This is a genomic window from Paenibacillus sp. EKM301P (genome assembly GCF_011800295.1).
Taxonomy (GTDB): Bacteria; Bacillota; Bacilli; order Paenibacillales; family Paenibacillaceae; genus Paenibacillus; species Paenibacillus polymyxa.
Genome location: NZ_JAALFM010000005.1, coordinates 110684 through 130164, shown reverse-complemented (window position 1 = coordinate 130164; position 19481 = coordinate 110684). Strand labels below are relative to the sequence as shown.

The window sequence follows — 19481 nt, the reverse complement described above, 5'->3', positions numbered from 1 at the left end:
GGTTTTTTCGAGCTGAATTGATAGATTTATTACTAATTTGTCCAATACGCCAAAGAATTGCTTGCATAGCATGGAGTATCATGCAACTTGGAGGGATAAGGTATGGGTTTTTTTCTGGATATGAGAAGCTCCACCAGTTCATCAAAAACAGGGGAGGGTCCCGATATTCAATTGGGTCCAGTACCAGAGCGATTCGGTATGATTACGCTGCGAACCTTTCTTGTGCCGAGTCCGATTGTGACTTTTAGTGGTTCGATTGGCTTGATCGGTGAGCTTGGTGATACGTATACGGTGGAAATCGTACGTGGAGCCGACTATGATCCGAACGAGGTAGTCTACCGCGCCGAGGGGGTATTAGGCGTGACAGGATCTAATGAAACGCAAGCTTTTAATGCACAGGATCTGTCCGCTCCCTGGGCCATACAAACGGTATATTCTTCTTATATTTCGGGTGTATCGACCACTGTTCGCAATGGTCCTGAGGTATTCACGGGCATCGCTTCAACTCCGTTTTTGTAAAATATATCATACAAGTATTCTCCGGTTCAGAGCTCGCGCCTGTTCATGGTTTTCCTATGATTAGGCGGCCACGCTCCAAGCCTAGCAGCCACAGCCTGAGGCAGACATTTGCCGCAGGTTTGTGGCTGTGCTCCTTAACAACACCGAGAACATAAATGATCTGGTTGTTGGATTACTTCATGGTGTGTACAACAGAGTTGATTTTCTTTTTCCGGCTGCTAATTTTTTAAAATTTCTCGCAAATACTGAGTCAGCTCATCTGCCGCTTTGGTATGGGCGAGGAGTCCGGGATGGCTGCGGGATCCTATCGTTGCTTCTGTCGTGTTAGGCAGTTGGAATACCGACACCTTCCGATCCTTCGTTTTTTTCTTGTATGCGTCTACCGCCCGGTAGATCGCTGACATCATCGGAGTACCAAGCATTCCATAGGCCCACACAATATGGGCAGCAGGATTGCAAGTCCGAAGCTTGACCAGAAAATGTTCGGCAGCGTTTTCAAAAGCTTGTACGTCTTCTTCATTGAATGTGCCGTCCTCGTTCAAACGTTGCTTGTACACTTTTCCACTTACTGGATCTGTCCATGCTGGAGAATAGAATGCCCCACCGTCATTAGTCCCTAAGTTCACTACGACCACGTCTGGTTGCCAAGAGGTAAAATCATGATCGGCAAATGCCCCTAATGCTTCATTTCTCTCTCCGGTGAGCACACTACATATCTGCTCATAATATGCCGGTATGTTCCCATGTGGATTGTTATCCCAACTGGTTAGCACACCCCATCCGCTTTGTGAGAACACTCGGTAATCCGCATTCAGTGCCTCGGCTGTTATAGCTGTATAATTGCGTAGGGCTGTGAATAGCATAGGAACCCAGTCTGTCTCCTCCTTCGCTCCAATCGTTCCTTCTCCCGAAGTAATGCTGTCCCCGATAAACTCTACTTTGAGGGGCTTATTAGGGACCGGCAGCAATTCTCCGTCAACCTTCAGCGCATGAATTTGCAACAAGCAGCGCGGGTCCGAGCTCATAGGCTGGACATCCTTGACGATACGGACATTTTTGACCGTGTCAGAGTTCAACCCTCTCAAAAGACAGATCCAATGCCGACCAGCGGTCACCATCAGGCGACTCATCGGGACACCATTGATGACAATACTGATCCAGGGCTCATATACCTGATAATCGGCTTCTATTTCAATCCATAGCTCTGAGCCTGTCATATTCAATTCAATGCCGCTGCCTGTCCAAAATAGAGTGAGAGGGGTGAGTGTTGGCGTAGTTCGACCATGAACCTTTACATGCTTTGTTTTTGCAATTGGATATGTCTTCAATCTCTTGTTATGTGACATATTCAACATCCTCCTCATGATCTCGAATGAATGCTAGTTTCTGTAATATTGTAAAAGAAGTAACAGGGAATCTCAAATTCTATTTTAAGAAGTCAGGGTTCAAGGCTTTATATGAATGATTTTGAGCAAATACGAACTTTATGGCAGCAATGGATAGCAAAAAGCACCAGCAGGTTTCATTTTGCTGATGCTTTTTTGATATTCAGAGCACAGTTACCGAATTTGATTTTTTTTTTAGATATTACTTTCATTCTTTAATTCGCTTTGCCGAACATGACGATATTAATCGCCTTGCCGAAGTCTATACCTACTTTGCCAGTTAATTCTGCTGTTTTTTGCGCCAATACCACTGCATTGACACCACAAGAGAACAGCGCAATATCAAAGTCATCTTTGTGTGCTGCGATCCATTCGAGTGTTTCCGGCATCTGTTCATATTGATGAAATGCGAGCGTGTGCGCGATATGCAACCCGTACGGCTCGGCCTCAAGAACAGGCTTTACTTCAGCGGCCGTCCGGGTCACCAGCAGAATGCGTCGATTTTTCAAGATGTCCCAGAATACGGGTGTCTCCGCTAAATATCGATTCAGGCAGGCATGGCAAGTCAGCGCAGGGGAAAGAGCGTAGTGAGCAAAGACCTGATCGGTCAACTCCCGCTTCATATAGGATGGTGCCTTAATAGACACGTCATCATATGGCAAAATGCCTGCGATGCTGGCTTTGTTCACTGCCTCTGCCACTGCGTCTCGTAGTTCCGTATTGGGCAGAAATAGTCCCTTTTGGCCGAGATTGGCTTTGACCGCCCAGCGTTCCTGTAACACCTTTTCCATCGGCCAGACGGTGTCTTGAGCCAATACCAAATTTTCGCCATCTCCAATACGTATGAGCGAGAAGGGCTGGTGCTGATCGAGTGCCAGCTTCAAACATTTCAATACCTCGTCAATCTCCAGATACTTTGAATCCGTCATATCTTGTTTCCTCCCTGTCAATCCTGCTTGTTCAACTTTTCAAATAGAGCAAAAAACTTCGTATTCTATCATATGTCGAAAGTTAAAAGGTTTTTGTATGAACGGCTATTCTTTTTCGATTCTACCTATTTTTGCGAGAGTTGTTGCATCTGTACGTGCCGTTTCAGAAGCGTCTTCATAACTTGAGAGAAGACGGATGAAAGGGAGGAAGATCAATGAATCGCAAGATTGTGATTGAAATTAATTTTAATAACTATGGAATGAACCCCAACCGCCTGACACGTGAGTGGATCAGCGAGCGACTGGATATATTCAGAACCTTTACGCTGCGTAGTCTGCTCAATCAGACAAATACGGATTTTTTATCTGTCGTCAAGCTGGCGGGTGGATGCAGCGACATTGTGGAAGAGGAACTGGCCCAACGGGAGCCCATTCCTGAGCACATCCGTTTTGGTACGAGCATCGAAAGTAAACGTCGTATCAATGCGTACATCGAAGGAGCGGACGAACTGCTTATTGCTCGAATAGATTCCGACGATTTGTATCACCAATCCTTTGTACAACAGTTGCATGATTACAAGTTTCAACCGGATACGGTTGCGCTGATAAATCAAATGGGTTACTTGTGGGATGCGGTTGAGGGGCAGATGGCACCTGTGTTTCACCACTCGCCTTCCTTTTATGTGTTCCGCTATCAAGTAGAGGAATTTCTGAATGATTACCGTGTCGTTATTCCTGGGAAAGGCACACACGGATATGTAACGGAGCTGCCGCATGAGGTGATTCCGCTTCGCAACTATGTGAATGTCATTCATGCCGCCAATACATCGGTGAAAAAGGTGCCGGCAAAGGATCGACTCTCAGAAAATGAAATGAACGCGGTGCTGGCTGAATTTTTGGGCACAGGCATTGCCAATTCGTAACGGTCAGGAGGAGATTATATTGTTCAAAGGAAAAAAACTGCTGGTGACCGGAGGAACGGGATCTTGGGGGCAACGCCTGACGGCTGAATTGCTGAAGGAGGGACCAGCGGAAATTCGTATTTTTTCACGCGGTGAATTTGCACAGATTGCCATGCAGCGGCAATTCCAGTCTGATCCCCGGCTGAATTTCATGATTGGAGATATTCGGGACCTTCAGGCATTGCAGGAGGCTTGTCGCGGGATAGATTATGTGTTCCATTTGGCGGCCTTAAAGCATGTCCCTGTGTGTGAGAAGCAGCCGGAAGAGGCTTTCAAGACGAACGTACATGGTACGGAAAATGTGATTCGGGCCAGCATAGAGCAGGGAGTCGCCAAGGTCATTGATGTCTCTACAGACAAGGCGGTAGACCCGGTGAATGTATATGGGATGACGAAGGCGATTGGCGAAAGATTGATGATCCGCGCCAACGCCTTAAATGAGCGTACTCGCTTTGTGTGTATTCGCGGCGGCAATGTGCTAGGGACGAGTGGAAGTGTCGTGCCCCTGTTCAAACGCCAGATCGCGGAAAGTCAGGATTTAACGCTGACGAGCCCAGATATGACACGTTTCTTCCTCACGCTCGGAGAGGCGATTGGCTTGCTGCTGAAGGCTTCTGTTACGGCGATTGGTGGAGAGACGTTAGTCATGAAAATGAAGGGCTGTAATATTGCGGATTTGGCAGAAGTGATGAAAGAACAGGCGGGACAGTCTAAGTTAAAAGTGAAGGAAATTGGTATACGTGGTGGGGAAAAGCTGCATGAGGTGCTGATTTCGCCCTATGAGGTTCCGCATACGTATCGCTATGATGATCGTTATTTTGTTATTCTTCCTCAGCAAGCAGACAAGCGTTTGTTGAGTCAATATGGTGGATTGGAGCGGGTAAGCTTCGAACAATATCGCTCGGACGATGAGTTAATGGATCGCGCTGGAATTGCTGAGTTACTGCAAGGTATGGAGTAACGAAGAAAGAGGTGGGTATTTTGCAGCTTATGGAAAGAATCACAAAAGGAACGGTAAAGGTGGCAGTGATCGGTCTCGGCTATGTAGGGCTGCCCATGGCAGTGGAAATGGCGAAGGCTGGTTATGATGTATATGGTATAGATTCCGATCCTGTCAAAGTGGCCAAGTTGCTTCAAGGAAAGTCGTACATCATAGACATTGGCGATGATGCACTGGCAGGCCTAATCGGGCAGCAATTGCATCCAGTTACGGATATTAAGGTACTGGAGCATGCGGATATCGTTGTGGTATGTGTGCCTACACCGCTGACAGACGGACATCAGCCAGATACGTCCTATATTGAGACGGCAATTAATCAGGCCATACCTCATTTGCGTAGACAAACCCTGTTGATTCTGGAAAGCACGACTTATCCGGGAACGACCGAAGAACTGATTCGGCCCGTGATAGAGCAGCGCAGGGGATGGACAGTGGGTCAGGATTTTTATGTGTGCTTTTCACCGGAACGTGTCGATCCGGGCAGCGTCCATTTTAACATTCGCAACACCCCTAAGGTGATCGGCGGTTGCACACCAGATTGTCTGGCAGCAGGAGCAGGTTTTTACGGATCCTTTTTGGATCAGATTGTTCCGGTTAGCTCGACAACTGTGGCTGAAGCCGCCAAGCTGTTTGAGAATACGTTTCGCAGTGTCAACATTGGAATGGTCAATGAGCTGACAGCGGCGTGTGAGAAAATTGGCATCAATATATGGGAGGTACTGGATGCAGCGGCAACCAAGCCGTTCGGCTACATGCCTTTCTATCCAGGACCAGGCATTGGGGGACACTGTATCCCGGTTGATCCGCTATATCTGTCGTGGAAAACGGAGCAGCACGGTTTTCCATTGGAATTCGTAGATCTGGCAGACCGCATGAATCGGCGTATGCCGCTGTATATCGCGGAGCGAATCGAATCCATGCTCGCTCAGGAAGGGAAAGCCATAAACAAGGCCAATATTATTCTGGCAGGTGTGGCCTACAAAAAGGACATTGATGATGTTCGCGAATCCCCAGCGCTTGTCTTGTTCGAGCATCTAACTAAAATGGGCGCTTCGGTTAGCTTCACCGACCCGTATGTATCGGGTTTTAAGCTGAACGGTGAAGAAATCCCATCTCGGACGGCAAATGCCCAGCTGTGGGAAAGTGCAGATATCGTAGTCATTACGACAGACCATTCTGTGGTGAACTACCAACAGTTGGTTGACCATGCTCCGCTGGTCTTCGATACACGTAATGCGACTGCACACTGCACAGGTGGACATGTCGTGATCTTGGGGCAACCGGGTGACGGAGGGGGCGCCGCTGTTGGCTAACCGTGATCAGGTAAACGAACGTTATTACGGGCAGATCAATTCGGAGGAATCCCATGAAGCCACCCGCAATCGAATTCATTGGATTTGCCGCCATGTACAGGGACGTACCGTGCTGGATGTTGGATGCAGTCAGGGGATAACGTCCATTTTGCTCGCGCGGGAAGGCTTTGAGGTAACGGCCATTGATTTGGAAGAGGGCAGTATTTCGTATGCAAAAAAAGAGCTTCGACAGGAATCTGCACCCGTCAGGGGACGAGTCCACTTTCAGTTAAAGGACATTTCACAATTTGAACGTCCTCCCGGCGGATTTGACACTATTATTTTAGGAGAGATTTTGGAACATTTTGCGCATCCCGACACTCTGCTGTCCCATGCTTACCGCTTGTTGAATAAAAAGGGGATGCTCGTCCTGTCTGTACCTTATGGATATCATCCGTTTCACGATCACAAACGGACTTACTATGCCGGAAGTCTCTCCCGTGTGCTGTACCCTTACTTTATAGAACAAGCGCTGGAGGTACACCATAAATATTTATGCTTTGCAGGTCGCAAGAAGCCGAAAGAGCTGCGTGAGGCAAAGCCAGGGACAGAGCAACTGAATGAATGGATGAAGCTGGATGAGGAGCAGTTTCGCCTGGTGGAGCAGCAGCATGTTCGCAAAATGAATCAGCGAAAGGCCGCACTCGACAAGGCGGTACAGCGAATCCGGCAACTGGAGGAACAACTTTTGCCGTTGGAAAGGGTTACGCATGTCGAACAGATAGACAAGGCGCAGGCTGAGAGGAGAGGTGCATATACTGATGGCAAGTCTACCGGAAAAACAACGGAAGAGTCAGCCAACGGTAAAGGGGATGACGTGAAGTGATGACTGAGCATCCAATGACCCTCAGCTTGTGCATGATCGTAAAAAATGAGGCGTTAACACTGTCCCGGTGTCTGGATTCGGTCGCAGACCTGATGAATGAAATCATCATTGTGGACACAGGATCAACGGATGAGACGAAGACGATAGCAGCCCGCTATACGGATCGGATATATACGTTTGAATGGAAGGACGATTTTGCCGCCGCTCGTAATGAATCGTTTGGCAAGGCAACGTGTTCCTATATCATGTGGCTGGATGCGGATGATGTGCTGCTGGAACCCGATCGTGAACGTCTTCGTTCCTTAAAACAGCGTTTGTCCGAAAATATCGACGCGGTGGTGATGCCACTTCACTTGGCAGAGGGTGAGCGGGGTGAACCGTTGTTCAGCTCACGCCGTATTCGCCTTGTGAAGCGGGAGCGACAATACCGCTGGGAAGGGCGTCTGCATGAGGATCTGGTGATACCTCAGGGGCAAATCGTGCATGCGGATGTGGCAGTGACACATCGCCGAATGCAAGACCATACGCTCCGTAACCAGCGTATTCTCGCCCGGTGGATCAGCGAAAGCGGCAAGCTGGAAGGGCGTCTGCTGTATTTTCACGCCAATGAATGCTTTGACCGTAAGGAATATGCCGAGGCCGCAGAGGGCTTCGACCATCTGCTGGAGGAGCCGAGCGGCTACCAGGAGGATCGCATTACTGCTTGTGCGCGAGCGGCTGAATGCTATCTCCACCTCGGAAAGCCAGAGCAACAGCTGGATCGTCTGTTACGCTCTTTTCGATACGGGGTACCGCAAGCAGACCTGTGCTGCATGATCGGGGACTGGTTTTTCACAAGAAATGAATGGAGTACTGCCGCATACTGGTATGAAAGAGCATTGGAGCAACAGCATCATCTTCCTGGTATGAGACCTGTCCCACTGCCATGCTACTCTTGGTTACCTCATGTACGACTCAGTCATTGCTACGCCCATGTAGGTAAGCTAGAAGCTTCATATGAGCACAACCAAGTCGCTTTACGTTATTTGCCAGATGACCCGCATTTGCTGGATAACGAACGCAAGCTCAGAGAGGCTATGCCCAAACTTTCACTCACAGCCCGGCCGTCAAAATAGCTCAAGCTGTTCCGGCCCTTGATCCACTTCAGGTGGCTTGCGAGGTGGAAAAGGTCTAGGCTCCATGCCCAGCATGGTCATGAGTTGCTTGGCATTGGCAGCGGCGTCTCCACCTGAGTTGTTGTTGAATATCACGCATACCTCACGGCTTTGCTGCTCCAGTTCCAGCAATCTGTCTTTCCATTCGGTCAATTCTTGTTCATTGTACCGATACAGATAACGAACCTCCCGCCAATTAGGTGCCGAGCTTTGATTCCAGCCTGATATGTTCCGTCCGTGGAGACGTACGATGGTCAGGTTGCTGTCTGTAGCAAGCGGTACAATGGGAACTGACCCGGGGCCTGCCTGCGGCTCGTCGCATACGCTATGTATCCAGCCTTCTTCACGCATAAATGCCAGCGTTTGCTTCCGAAATTCTGGTGTGAACCAGCTTTGATGTCTGAATTCAAGTACGGATGGGACCTCTCCCATCCTATTTTTCGTGTCTCGCAATATGGCGACATTCTCACGTGTACAGTCGAACCAGGGGGGGTACTGAAACAGCACAGCTTTGAGCTTGCCCGCTTCGCGAAGAGGCAGTATGGATGCGTGCAACGCTTCATACATCGCATCAATGGTTTTGAAGTAAGGCTGTTTGCCGCGGGTATGGCCGGTCATGCCTTGATAGGCCTTGACGAGAAATGAAAAGGAGTCTGGAGTTTCCGTCGCCCAGCGTGCCATACGATCCGTAGGCTGTACCGCATAAAAAGAACTATCCATCTCTACTACGGGAAAATGGCTTCCATAGACACTTAGTTTTTGGTTAGCTTTAGTGCCCGTTGGATACAAGTCATCGTGATCGCCCCAACCCGTCAGTCCAATTTGAATCATACTTTGCCGCTCCTTTCCTGCATGAAACCTCTCTAAAGGCATTCCCATGATTCATTTTAATGATAAAATGGGATAAATCACATGAAGTGGGTATGAAGTTCCTATGATTATTTAAGCTCAAATACGGTTATTGTAACATGCTCTCATGTCAGGAAGCTTGGTGCTTTTGCAAAATGCTTATTCGTAATGTTTTTGAGTTTCCAGTTTGAAAAAGCTAATATAGTATGTAATAGAGCGAAATGAGTTCATGGAGGAGAAACGATATGGCAGAATGGTACGAGCAAAGCTTTGGGGAAGATTATTTATTGGTATACAAGCATCGCGACTTTCAGGGAGCCTATCAGGAAGTGCAAAAAATGATCTCCTGGCTCAAATTACCGCAAGGTTCCAGCGTATTGGATTTATGCTGCGGGATGGGACGTCATTCGCTTGCGCTCGCCGATGCAGGGTATAAGGTGACGGGTGTGGACCTGTCCAATGTACTGCTGAGAGAGGCGCATGCGGCGGATTCCGAAGGGCGGGTAAGCTGGCATCAAGGGGATATGAGAGCGGTGCCGCTGGATGAAAGCTTTGATGCGGTGGTCAATTTGTTTACCTCCTTTGGTTATTTTGAGAAGGATGAGGAGCAGCTTAGGGTATTAAAGGAAATTTATCGGCTGTTGAAACCGGGAGGTCGTTTTATTATAGATTATTTGAACCCTTCCTACGTAGCTGCACATTTGGTACCGCATTCGTCCCGGGAGGATGAGGGAAATTGGATTGAGGAGCATCGGGTCATTGAAGATGGATTTGTGAAAAAGCAAATTGCCATCCGGTCAGCCGCATCTGTGACGACCACAGAAGCAGCCTCTGAGCTGGATGCCACTCATGCTGACGCACAACCTGCGCGTGTGTACTATGAGCGAGTAAAGCTATATCCGTATGAAAAGTTCCGTGGATTGCTAGAACAAGCCGGGCTATCCGTAGAGCAGGTGCACGGAAGTTATGATGAAGATCAATATATAGAAGATGCTTCGCCCCGAATGATTTTTGTCGGTGTGCGGGCTTGAAACAGAAGGCCGGAGGGGAAGCCATGAAATTGCCAGAGCTTACGCCGTGTGAGCGAATAGATGGAGGCATTCAGGTCAAAATATCCATGTCCTTTCCGCTGCGCTGGGTGAATAGCTATGTGCTCAAGGGACAGCACGGTTTTACAATTGTAGACCCAGGTCCGCGCAATCTGGATACAGAGGCGGAATGGGCATATGTGTTCCAACAGCTGGGAATGTCCTTTGAGGATATTTCAGACATTGTGGTGACTCATCATCACCCCGATCATTATGGACTGGCGGGGTGGATGCAGCAGCAAGGTCAGGCTCGCGTACATATGTCAGCTCGCAGCCATCAGGAAGCGATGATGATGTGGGACGCTCCAGAATTGACGACCGCTATGGAGAAGAGGCTGCCCAGCTTTTTTGTCCAGCATGGCTTTCCTTTGGAACAGGTATCAGCCTTGGAATTACATATGCAGCAGGCTTATTTGCAAGTGAATCCGCAGCCTGAGATTACCTTCATTCCTACCGGAATAGACGCTCGTCTGGAATTAGGCGGACGCAGCTGGATGCCCGTAGAGACTGGAGGGCATGCGCCTGGACACGTGTCCTTATATGAGCCGAATAGCGAAGTTATTCTGTGCGGTGACGCAGTGTTGCCGCAGATTTCCCCTAATATCAGCCTGCTGCCGGGCAGTGACGCCCAGCCGCTGAAGTCTTATATAGATGGCTTGCAGCGCCTAGGTGAGCTGGAGGTCGCATGGGCATATCCCGGGCACCGCAATCCGTTTGGATATTTTCGCGAACGGACGCAAGCATTGCTGGCGCATCATGAAGAACGGCTGGATAAATTCTTGCAGCTCGTTCAACCGGAAGGCAGCACAGCTTATGAGCTGTGCATTGCCGTGTTTGGCGACAAGCTGGGGATTCACCAGCTAAGGTTTGCCATGTCTGAGACGCTGGCCCACCTGGTGGAGCTGGTGCGCCGTGAACGAGCCTCTATGAGTGAGGAGAGTCCTATCACTCGCTTTTATCCTCTTTGCTATCAATAATGGCGTGGAGTTAACGAGCGAGTACAGTGATATGACAATGCAACATGACAGAACAACATGAACGGCATGCATGCCGGGGAAGAGGCTTTTATGAATTTGGTGCTGCTGGGAGCTACCGGACGTGTGGGCCGTTTTATATTAGAATATGCGTTAGCGGATGGTCATACCGTAACCGTCCTAGTTCGTTCACCGGACAAGTTGGAGGATTTCGCATCCCAATACGGGACACAGCTGCAATTTGTACAAGGTAATGCCACCAACGCGGAGGACGTAGCACAAGCGCTGAAAGGCGGGCCAACAGTTGTGATCAGTGCGCTGAATACAGATGGAACCACCACCTTATCCGTTAGTGCAGGTCTGCTGATCCGGCTGATGCAGGAGCAGTCCATTCACCGACTCATAACGGTAGGAACGGCAGGGATTTTGCAAAGCCGGACCGAACCGAGTCTGTATCGGTACGAGTCCTCCGATACCCGGCGACGCAGCACCCGCGCGGCCGAGGAGCATCGGCGAGTGTACGAATTGCTGCGTGAATCAGCACTAGATTGGACAATCGTATGTCCAACCTATTTGCCAGATGGCGAACGTACAGGTGTATATCGCGTGGAAAAAGATTTTCTGCCCGAAGACGGCTCACAAATTTCCACTGCGGATACAGCTGATTTTACCTATCGTCAATGGACAAGTTGCGATTTTATCCGCACAAGGGTGGGCATTGCCTATTGATCGTGGAACGCAAAACATAGCTTCATTTTTAACATCCAACCAGAGCGCAGTAAGTGTATCTACTTATGTTGTGCTCTTTTTTATTTGACAAACATTTAGGGATGGAATACTATGATTCTATAAGGAAACAGTGTTTCTGAGATGAATAAAGGAAGTGCATTGAACGATGTCCGAGTCATCGCAACCCTATAAAACCTATTCTGAGGTGAAGCTACAGCAGCAGCAATTGCTCCGTAAAAATGTGATTGATGCCGCATGCATCCTTCTTGTAGAAGAAGGGCCTGAGGCTGTGACTGTACGGCGAGTTGCACAGAAATTAAGCTGTTCCACTAAGATCATTTACAGTATTTTTGGTAGTAAGGACGGTCTTGCCAATGAGATGTATCTGGATGGATGCCGGCTATTGGCTGAAACCTTTGAACAAGTACCTGTTACGAAAAACGTACTCGCTGATCTGGAAGCTTTAAGCTGGGCATATTGGGAATTTGCGCGGCTTCATTCAGCCTATTACAAAATGATGTTTGGCGGGGCATTATCTGATTTTAAGCCGGATGAACAGAGCTTGGAGGGTACCACAACGGCATTATCGCGAATCTTACAAACCGTCATACATGCTACGGAGCAGGGAGCACTGAAAAAACAGGACCCACTGCTGGTTGTCCGAATGCTGTGGTCAGCTTTACACGGGGTGATACATCTACAATTTGCAGGTCATTTTTTGACTGTGGACATGGCCCAAGAGGTGTATGCATTTACACTGAAGAATACGCTCGATGTATGTAAACCCTCTTCATCTCCAGCGTAAATATGAAGTGTACTGAGGTCGTCATCGTGATGGCTTCAGTTCATTATAGAGTAGTGGTAACAGTGTTTCTTAAATAAAACAACGATACTATGGAGGTCATCATCATGTTTAGGTATGCAAACAAAACAGCACTCATCACAGGGGCTTCATCCGGGATTGGTGAGGCATTTGCCTATTCGCTCGCGGCTAAGCAATGTAATCTCATTTTGGTAGCGCGCAATGAAAAAAAACTAAAAGCACTGGCGAAAGAACTCTCCGCTAAATATAACGTAAAAGCTACGGTGATTGCGCTCGATCTATCCTCATCGGGAGCTCCCCAAACATTGCATCAGGAGGTTCAAAATCAACAACTCAAGGTAGATCTTCTGATTAACAACGCCGGTTTTGCCACCTACGGGTACTTTGAGCAGGTTTCAGGAGAAAGACAGCATGAGGAAGTGATGCTCAATGTGACTGCTTTAGTCGATATCACACATGCATTTATGCCTGATTTGTTGCGTAACCGGGATGGGGGACTCATCAATGTTTCATCCACCGCTGCATTTCAGCCTGATCCCTATATGGCCGTATATGGAGCAACGAAAGCATTCGTACTTTCGTTTAGCGAGGCGCTGTGGGCCGAAAATCGAAAACGAGGACTCAAAGTGCTCGCCCTCTGTCCAGGTGCAACCGAAACCTCATTTTTTGATGTGGTAGGCTCCAGTGAAGCCTCTGTAGGTTCCAGAGAAACACCCCAGACTGTCGTCAATAATGCCTTGAAAGCATTTGAAAAAGGGCGCAGTCATATGATATCGGGTCGACAAAACTATTGGGTAGCCCAAGTATCCCGATTTTTCTCTCGTCAATCCACACTTAACATTGTGGAACGTACACTACGACCTCAAAATTGATTGCAATTTATGAATCAAGATAGCCTATACTTTAATCAGGATTACCACTCAATAAGCTGAGATTTCTTATATGCCGGGTCTGATTGCTTCTAATTCAATAGAACCAGCAGCCCCGGCGTTCCTAATTTACATAGATCAAGCGTTCAGATGCTATCCCAGATCTCGCGAATATAATAAAATCCCATCTCGCTTCTCCCAGCCGTTAGCTGACCAGAAGCGTTGACCTCCTATGTTATGCTCCATCACAAACAGATGGCATTTATCAATACCTTCTTTAAGCAAAGCAGATAACGCTTTATCCACCAGTCTGGGCGCAATCCCATGACCACGATGTTCTGTGGCTACACCCAGATGATACAGAAACCCTCTGCGACTATCATGGCCTGCTAAAATCGTGCCTATGATGTTTCCAGCGTACTCACAGACAAAGCTAAGTCCTTCATTCCGCTGCAAAAATCGTGCAATCCGCTCCGGTGAATCGGCCTCACTTAATCCCAATCCGTCTAAGCCATTCCACAGCTCAATGGCCTGATCGTAATCATCAGCCTGCATCGTACGGAATGTATATCCTGCAATTACGTCTGCCATGTCTAGTTCTCCTCTTACCCTGTATATATCTATTGTAATCCAACGCATTGTTTGCAACTGGCATGTCATTGTTACCGTGTTGTATTCGGTGCGCTTTCTTCTCCAAGCTCCTGCTCGCGCTCTGCCTGCTTGCGATGGGCGATACGACTGCTGGCCGAGGCTGCAATCGCACCCACAATGTCGTCCAGAAACGTATGAATCGGCCCAAGGCTTTTATCGTTCAGGCGTTCCAGCACACCCGGTTTGAGCTTATCGACATAACCGTAATTGGTAAATCCAATACTGCCGTACACATTGACGATGGAAAAGGCTAGAATTTCATCCACTCCGTATAATCCCTCATCATTCTCAATCATATCCTGCAATGGGGGAAGAAGAGCCCCCTGTTCCGCGAGAATATCTAGCTGGATGCCCGTAAGCACGGCATTTTGAACCTCGCGCTTCATTAACACCTTGTCCACATTGTCCATACATTCTTCCATCGTTAGGTTCGGGTAATATTTTTTCTGTAGAAGCATAACCAGTTCTGCGATTTCAGTCATACTTACACCACGCTTGTGCAGCCACTCACGGGTGGCATCGGCTACCTTTTTACTATTCAGGCTGTAAGGTACTTTTTTCTTGTCCATAAAGTTGAAGTTACCCTCCTCGTGTAGATCCTAATTTTCTACTGCAATTATGACCAGTGTGTCCAGTCTGCTAAAAAAGTAGTTATTTTTTACGCGGGGCTCGTATACATATTAGTACAATCTGTACAAAATTGTTAGGGAGGAACTTCATTTATGAACATAAAACACCCATGGCGTATGACCTCTGTAGCCGGGCTGCTATCCCTGCCCCTGTTGTTGTCCGGATGCAGCCTTTTCGGCAACGAAGCCGCGTCCATCGACCCTCCGCCGTCAACGACAGAGCAGTCCATGATTAAGGCTGTAACCGGAAAAGCACCTGCCACTACCGGGCAGTTGAGGGCTGTTTTTTTGCAAGATCATAATGGTTTGCTGGCTCCTGTATCTTTACCGATTGCTTCAGGTGATGTACAGGCAGATGCCAAGTCGGCGCTGGAAACACTGGTTGAGGGCGGGCCTTATGCCGGATTATTACCAGAAGGATTTAAAGGTGTATTGCCTCAGGGTACAGAAGTGAAAAGTGTGACAGTGGACAAGGATAACAAGCTGGCTGTTGTCGAATTTAACAAATCTTTCGCCAACTATAAGCCACAGGAAGAACGCAAATTAATGGAAAGCTTGACTTGGACCTTGACCGACCGTCCCGATATTAAAAGCGTGCAGATTTGGGTGGATGGTAAAAAGCTGAACGAAATGCCTGTTGGCGGCACACCGCTGGACCATCCGCTCACGCGCGCAGTAGGGATTAATTTGGAGGTCGGTCATGGCGTGACCCCCCTGGATTCCAGTCCAGTCACCGTATATTTCTCTTCATCTTCGCCTGCTGGAGTACAATATTATGTACCTGTAACACGACTGGTCAGTCCGGAAAAAGATCGTGTCCAGTCCGCTCTGCATCAATTAATTCAAGGTCCACAGACCAAGGATGGATTGCAGGAAGTGATGACAGGGGAGACGGCGCTGAAATCGGTAGAACGCTCCAAAGATAACGTCATTACGGTATCACTCTCGGATGATATGTTTGCCAAAGGGGAGGCCGTACCTGCTGAATTTTTAGAATCGGTCGTACTGACAGCAGCGGACAATTCGGATGATGCGGTCAAAACGAAGATTCGCATTGAACTGAATGGTGAGAAAAGCGTGATTGGACAAAATAATCAAAATTATGGAGAGCCTGTAGCCAAGCCGCAGCATATTAACGAAATTCCTCTTTAAGGACAGGGAATCGTCATTGGGGTGCTTTTGCCTGCACACTTTGGTAAAATAAACATATAAGAACAGGTTGCATACGACGTAGGAGGAAAAAGCATGAGTAGATCTAACGGACGAAACGGTGATGAGCTGCGCCCGATGAAATTGACAGCAGGAGTAAATAAATACGCGGAGGGCTCTGTTTTTATAGAGGTTGGCGAGACGAAAGTCATCTGTACGGCTACAGTGGAAGAGCGCGTTCCTCCCTTTATGAAGGGCCAGGGAAAAGGCTGGGTGACCGCCGAATATTCCATGCTTCCGCGGGCGACACATAGCCGCAATCAGCGTGAAGCTGCGCGCGGCAAGTTGACAGGCCGTACTATGGAAATTCAGCGTCTGATCGGAAGAGCGTTGCGTTCGGTTGTCAATTTGCAGGCGCTTGGTGAACGGACGATTACGTTGGACTGTGACGTCATTCAGGCGGACGGTGGGACGCGTACAACCTCCATTACCGGTTCTTTCGTAGCGTTGGCGATTGCAGTAAATAAAATTGCGATCCAGCACAAGTTGCCTGTTTTCCCTATTACGGATTTTTTGGCTTCCGTCAGCGTAGGGGTTGTTGGTGACAAGGCGCTGCTGGATCTGAATTATGAAGAGGATTCCAAGGCTAAGGTGGACATGAATCTCGTCATGACTGGCAGTGGAAAATACGTCGAGCTGCAAGGTACGGGGGAAGAAAGCCCATTCGACCGTCAGGAATTGGATCAGCTGCTTAGCTTGGGTGAACAAGGGATTTTGCAAATGATCGAGCGCCAAAAAGAAGTACTCGGACCGATTGCCGATAAGATCGGTGCTGGACGTACAGGAGCTGGGGCCTAATGCGACTGGATGGTCCGGTTGTCATTGTCGCTACGAAGAATAAAGGGAAAGTGCGGGAATTTGCACATGCTTTTGCGCCGTTTGGCAAGGAAGTCAGAAGTATGTACGATTATCCAGACATTCCTGATGTCGTTGAGGATGGCACAACCTTTGCCGAAAATGCGCTGAAAAAAGCCAAAGCGGTGGGAGATGTGCTCGGATTGCCTGTGCTGGCCGATGATTCCGGCCTGTGCGTGGATTTGCTGGACGGTGCGCCAGGCGTATATTCGGCCCGTTATGCGGGAGAAGGCGCCAGCGATCACGAAAACAATATCAAGCTGCTTGATGTTCTGGAATCAAAGCAGCTTGGTGATGATACCGGACAGCCTTTGCTGAGCCCGGCTCAATTCGTCTGTACCTTGATTCTGTATAATCCACAGACTGGGGAGACGTTGGAATCGACGGGCTCCGTGGAAGGCTGGATTACGACTGAAACCGCGGGCAGCGGTGGGTTTGGGTATGATCCGCTGTTTTATTTGCCAGAGTTTGAAAAGACAATGGCGGAGCTGACGTTGGAACAAAAGCAGGCTATCAGTCATCGAGGCATAGCCCTGCGTAATTTGGCAACAAAGCTGGGAAATCCACAGGCATAGTTTGGCAGCAGGTTGAATATATACCTGTCATATACAAAAAAGGCTATCCGTCAGTCATGGCGCGGATAGCCTTTTTGGTACTTTCTGTTCCACGTATAGCATGTATCGAGAAAAACAGGCGGTTACCACCTGGTAATTTACGGATTAAGCAGTTAGCGCATTTTATCGAATAGCCACCTTGTAAGTGCGCAGCCAGTTATCCACTTGGGTCAAGTAAGCAAACAACTGAGGACCCGACATTAGCTGGCCAAACCAAGGCAGATTGGTGGATGCCTCCGGTGAGGCGGCAATATCCCGTATCTTTTTCGTATCGATCAGCTTGAGCAGTGGGGAAGAGGAATCATCCAGCAGTTGCAGCGCTTGCTTTTTCACAGCGGCAAGATAGGAGGGATTATGCGTTTTAGGATACGGGCTTTTTTTGCGATATAGCACATCATCCGGCAATACGCCCTCCAGCGCCTTGCGCAAAATACCTTTTTCACGTCCGCCTGTCATCTTAATGCTCCACGGAATGTTCCATACATATTGCACCAACCGATGATCGCAATACGGCACCCGTACTTCGAGTCCGACCCCCATACTCATCCGATCCTTGCGATCCAGCAGGGTAGGCATAAAGCGGGTGATGTTCAAATAGGACATGACGCGCATTTGCGCAGCTTTTCCTGTTTCCCCCGGTAGCTTTGGTACTTCTCCGACTGCTTCTGAGTAACGGTCGTTCAAATACTCCAGCGGCTTGATCCAGTCCCGCACTTCGGGGGATAGCAGACTCGCTCTCATATCGGGAGCAACCGCCCACGGGAATGTGCCTGAGTTCAGCATATCCTCCCGATGGAACCACGGATATCCGCCAAACACTTCATCTGCTGCTTCACCAGAAATGGCAACAGTAGCGCCCTTTTTAATCTCCCGGCAAAAGAGATACAGTGACGAATCCACGTCCGCCATGCCGGGTAAATCCCGCGTTAGCGTGGAGTTGTTCAGAGCGGCTACAACTTCAGGTGTATCGAATTCAATCCAGTGATGATTTGTCCCTAATTCATCGACCATCCGCTGTATCCAGGGAGCATCGGCTCCGGGCTGGAACGCATGGGCTTTAAAATGCTTGTCGTTGTCCACATAATCGACTGAATACGTATGAACTTGTCCCTGCCCGGTACGTTTGTAATAATCAACTGCTAATGCGGACAGAGCACTTGAATCCAGCCCGCCAGACAATAAGGTACATACCGGTACATCCGAAATAAGCTGCCGTTCCACGGTATCCATCAACAGTTCTCGTACCTTGAGTGCCGTTTCTTCGGTGTTATCCTCATGCGCAATGCTTTCCAGTTTCCAATAGGCTTGAATGCGTACGCCGTCGCGGCTGTAGGTGAGGGTATGCCCGGGACGGAGCTCCTTCATCGACGAATAGACGCCGTGTCCGGGGGTGCGTGCAGGCCCAATGATAAAAATTTCTGCCAATCCCTCGGCGTCTACTGCTGCCTCTACCGCTGGATGCTGGAGTAGGGCTTTGGGTTCGGAGCCAAATACAAATACATCTTCAGTTTGGCTATAAAATAGCGGCTTCACTCCCAGTCGATCTCGTGCCAGAAATACCTGCTCCCGCTCACTATCCCAGACCGCAAACGCAAAAATGCCGTTCAACCGATCTACACAATGCGGGCCCCATTCGATATAGGATTCGAGCAGTACCTCTGTGTCGCATTGTGTACGGAAAAAATGCCCGCGTTGTTGCAACTCTTTTTTCAGCTCAGGCGCGTTATATATTTCCCCGTTATATACAATCGTATAAGTGATATCCTCAAGCTGCCGGATCATGGGCTGAGCGCCGTTTTCCGGGTCCATTACGCTTAGTCTTCGGTGTCCGAAGGCACACGGATTGGATATCCAGGTACCCGCAGCATCCGGTCCGCGATCGGAGAGCGTTTGCGTCATATTTAGCAGCAGCTCAGATTGATGCATTAAATCTCCGTTCCACTGTATGAAACCTGTAATTCCGCACATGTCTATTCATCCTCTCTTTGTCGTGTTCATCCAGTGTTGGAATGAATCAAAAACTAAATCCCCAGTTCATCAGTATATATGCCGAAAAGAAGCATA

20 protein-coding genes are annotated in these 19481 nt (G+C 48.6%); 14 read left to right on the top strand and 6 right to left on the bottom strand.

From position 1 onward, the window contains the following. The first annotated feature begins 102 nt into the window (after nucleotides 1-102). Nucleotides 103-519, top strand: a complete 417-nt coding sequence (locus tag HFD99_RS14505; RefSeq protein ID WP_019688458.1) for a hypothetical protein — start codon at nucleotides 103-105, stop codon at nucleotides 517-519. A 218-nt stretch (nucleotides 520-737) separates the two neighbouring features. On the opposite strand, the gene HFD99_RS14500 is transcribed toward HFD99_RS14505, so the two are convergent. Continuing rightward, nucleotides 738-1865 carry an SGNH/GDSL hydrolase family protein gene (locus tag HFD99_RS14500; RefSeq protein ID WP_167440936.1) on the bottom strand — a complete coding sequence of 376 codons (1128 nt, stop codon included), beginning with the start codon at nucleotides 1863-1865 and terminating at the stop codon, nucleotides 738-740. A 254-nt stretch (nucleotides 1866-2119) separates the two neighbouring features. Next, complete coding sequence (locus HFD99_RS14495; protein ID WP_167440935.1) at nucleotides 2120-2833, bottom strand: GT-D fold domain-containing glycosyltransferase; 714 nt, start codon at nucleotides 2831-2833, stop codon at nucleotides 2120-2122. A 215-nt stretch (nucleotides 2834-3048) separates the two neighbouring features. On the opposite strand from HFD99_RS14495, the gene HFD99_RS14490 reads away from it, so the two are divergent. Genes HFD99_RS14490 through HFD99_RS14470 form a run of 5 tightly spaced genes read left to right on the top strand, consistent with a single transcriptional unit; the run spans nucleotide 3049 to nucleotide 8088 of the window. After that, complete coding sequence (locus HFD99_RS14490) at nucleotides 3049-3756, top strand: glycosyltransferase (RefSeq protein WP_167440934.1); 708 nt, start codon at nucleotides 3049-3051, stop codon at nucleotides 3754-3756. A 19-nt stretch (nucleotides 3757-3775) separates the two neighbouring features. Next, entirely contained in the window at nucleotides 3776-4756 is a 981-nt protein-coding gene (locus tag HFD99_RS14485; protein ID WP_167440933.1) for a polysaccharide biosynthesis protein, read from the top strand. A 29-nt stretch (nucleotides 4757-4785) separates the two neighbouring features. Continuing rightward, on the top strand, nucleotides 4786-6108 hold the full coding sequence (locus HFD99_RS14480) for a nucleotide sugar dehydrogenase (RefSeq protein WP_167440932.1): 1323 nt from the start codon (nucleotides 4786-4788) through the stop codon (nucleotides 6106-6108). Continuing rightward, nucleotides 6101-6973: a class I SAM-dependent methyltransferase gene (locus HFD99_RS14475; protein ID WP_167440931.1), complete on the top strand. Its 873-nt coding sequence runs from the start codon at nucleotides 6101-6103 to the stop codon at nucleotides 6971-6973. The genes HFD99_RS14480 and HFD99_RS14475 overlap by 8 nt, the downstream gene beginning before the upstream one ends. After that, nucleotides 6973-8088 (top strand): tetratricopeptide repeat-containing glycosyltransferase family 2 protein, encoded by a 1116-nt coding sequence (locus HFD99_RS14470; protein WP_167440930.1) that lies wholly within the window; start codon nucleotides 6973-6975, stop codon nucleotides 8086-8088. Before HFD99_RS14475 ends, HFD99_RS14470 begins: the two co-directional genes overlap by 1 nt. Here HFD99_RS14470 and HFD99_RS14465 read toward each other — a convergent pair. Further along, entirely contained in the window at nucleotides 8080-8958 is an 879-nt protein-coding gene (locus tag HFD99_RS14465) for a DUF72 domain-containing protein (RefSeq protein WP_167440929.1), read from the bottom strand. The two genes, HFD99_RS14470 and HFD99_RS14465, sit on opposite strands and share 9 nt — an antisense overlap. A gap of 263 nt (nucleotides 8959-9221) precedes the next feature. Here HFD99_RS14465 and HFD99_RS14460 point away from each other — a divergent pair, with 263 nt between their 5' ends. The 5 genes from HFD99_RS14460 (at nucleotide 9222) to HFD99_RS14440 (ending at nucleotide 13462) form a co-directional block, all read left to right on the top strand. Next, nucleotides 9222-10007: a class I SAM-dependent methyltransferase gene (locus HFD99_RS14460; protein WP_167440928.1), complete on the top strand. Its 786-nt coding sequence runs from the start codon at nucleotides 9222-9224 to the stop codon at nucleotides 10005-10007. A gap of 23 nt (nucleotides 10008-10030) precedes the next feature. Further along, nucleotides 10031-11041, top strand: a complete 1011-nt coding sequence (locus tag HFD99_RS14455) for an MBL fold metallo-hydrolase (protein ID WP_123797581.1) — start codon at nucleotides 10031-10033, stop codon at nucleotides 11039-11041. A gap of 90 nt (nucleotides 11042-11131) precedes the next feature. Next, nucleotides 11132-11767: an NAD(P)-dependent oxidoreductase gene (locus tag HFD99_RS14450; protein ID WP_123797580.1), complete on the top strand. Its 636-nt coding sequence runs from the start codon at nucleotides 11132-11134 to the stop codon at nucleotides 11765-11767. A gap of 166 nt (nucleotides 11768-11933) precedes the next feature. Next, nucleotides 11934-12572: a TetR/AcrR family transcriptional regulator gene (locus HFD99_RS14445; protein ID WP_123797579.1), complete on the top strand. Its 639-nt coding sequence runs from the start codon at nucleotides 11934-11936 to the stop codon at nucleotides 12570-12572. Between the two features lie 104 nt (nucleotides 12573-12676). Next, complete coding sequence (locus HFD99_RS14440; RefSeq protein WP_123797578.1) at nucleotides 12677-13462, top strand: SDR family NAD(P)-dependent oxidoreductase; 786 nt, start codon at nucleotides 12677-12679, stop codon at nucleotides 13460-13462. A 150-nt stretch (nucleotides 13463-13612) separates the two neighbouring features. Here HFD99_RS14440 and HFD99_RS14435 read toward each other — a convergent pair whose 3' ends face one another. Both HFD99_RS14435 and HFD99_RS14430 read right to left on the bottom strand, forming a co-directional pair. Further along, nucleotides 13613-14050: a GNAT family N-acetyltransferase gene (locus tag HFD99_RS14435; RefSeq protein WP_031462109.1), complete on the bottom strand. Its 438-nt coding sequence runs from the start codon at nucleotides 14048-14050 to the stop codon at nucleotides 13613-13615. Nucleotides 14051-14121: 71 nt separating this feature from the next. After that, the gene (locus HFD99_RS14430; RefSeq protein WP_016818531.1) at nucleotides 14122-14679 is read right to left on the bottom strand and encodes a phosphatidylglycerophosphatase A family protein; all 558 of its coding nucleotides are present in this window, start codon (nucleotides 14677-14679) and stop codon (nucleotides 14122-14124) included. Between the two features lie 153 nt (nucleotides 14680-14832). On the opposite strand from HFD99_RS14430, the gene HFD99_RS14425 reads away from it, so the two are divergent. From HFD99_RS14425 to HFD99_RS14415, 3 genes are all read left to right on the top strand, one after another. Beyond that, nucleotides 14833-15891: a GerMN domain-containing protein gene (locus tag HFD99_RS14425; protein WP_016818532.1), complete on the top strand. Its 1059-nt coding sequence runs from the start codon at nucleotides 14833-14835 to the stop codon at nucleotides 15889-15891. A 93-nt stretch (nucleotides 15892-15984) separates the two neighbouring features. Beyond that, nucleotides 15985-16746, top strand: a complete 762-nt coding sequence (gene rph, locus HFD99_RS14420; RefSeq protein ID WP_013372747.1) for a ribonuclease PH — start codon at nucleotides 15985-15987, stop codon at nucleotides 16744-16746. After that, the gene (locus HFD99_RS14415; protein ID WP_013372746.1) at nucleotides 16746-17378 is read left to right on the top strand and encodes an XTP/dITP diphosphatase; all 633 of its coding nucleotides are present in this window, start codon (nucleotides 16746-16748) and stop codon (nucleotides 17376-17378) included. The genes rph and HFD99_RS14415 overlap by 1 nt, the downstream gene beginning before the upstream one ends. 162 nt (nucleotides 17379-17540) lie before the next feature. On the opposite strand, the gene asnB is transcribed toward HFD99_RS14415, so the two are convergent. Continuing rightward, a complete protein-coding gene (gene asnB / locus HFD99_RS14410) occupies nucleotides 17541-19385 on the bottom strand; it encodes an asparagine synthase (glutamine-hydrolyzing) (protein WP_123797577.1) in 1845 nt (614 codons plus the stop codon). Nucleotides 19386-19481 lie beyond the last annotated feature (96 nt).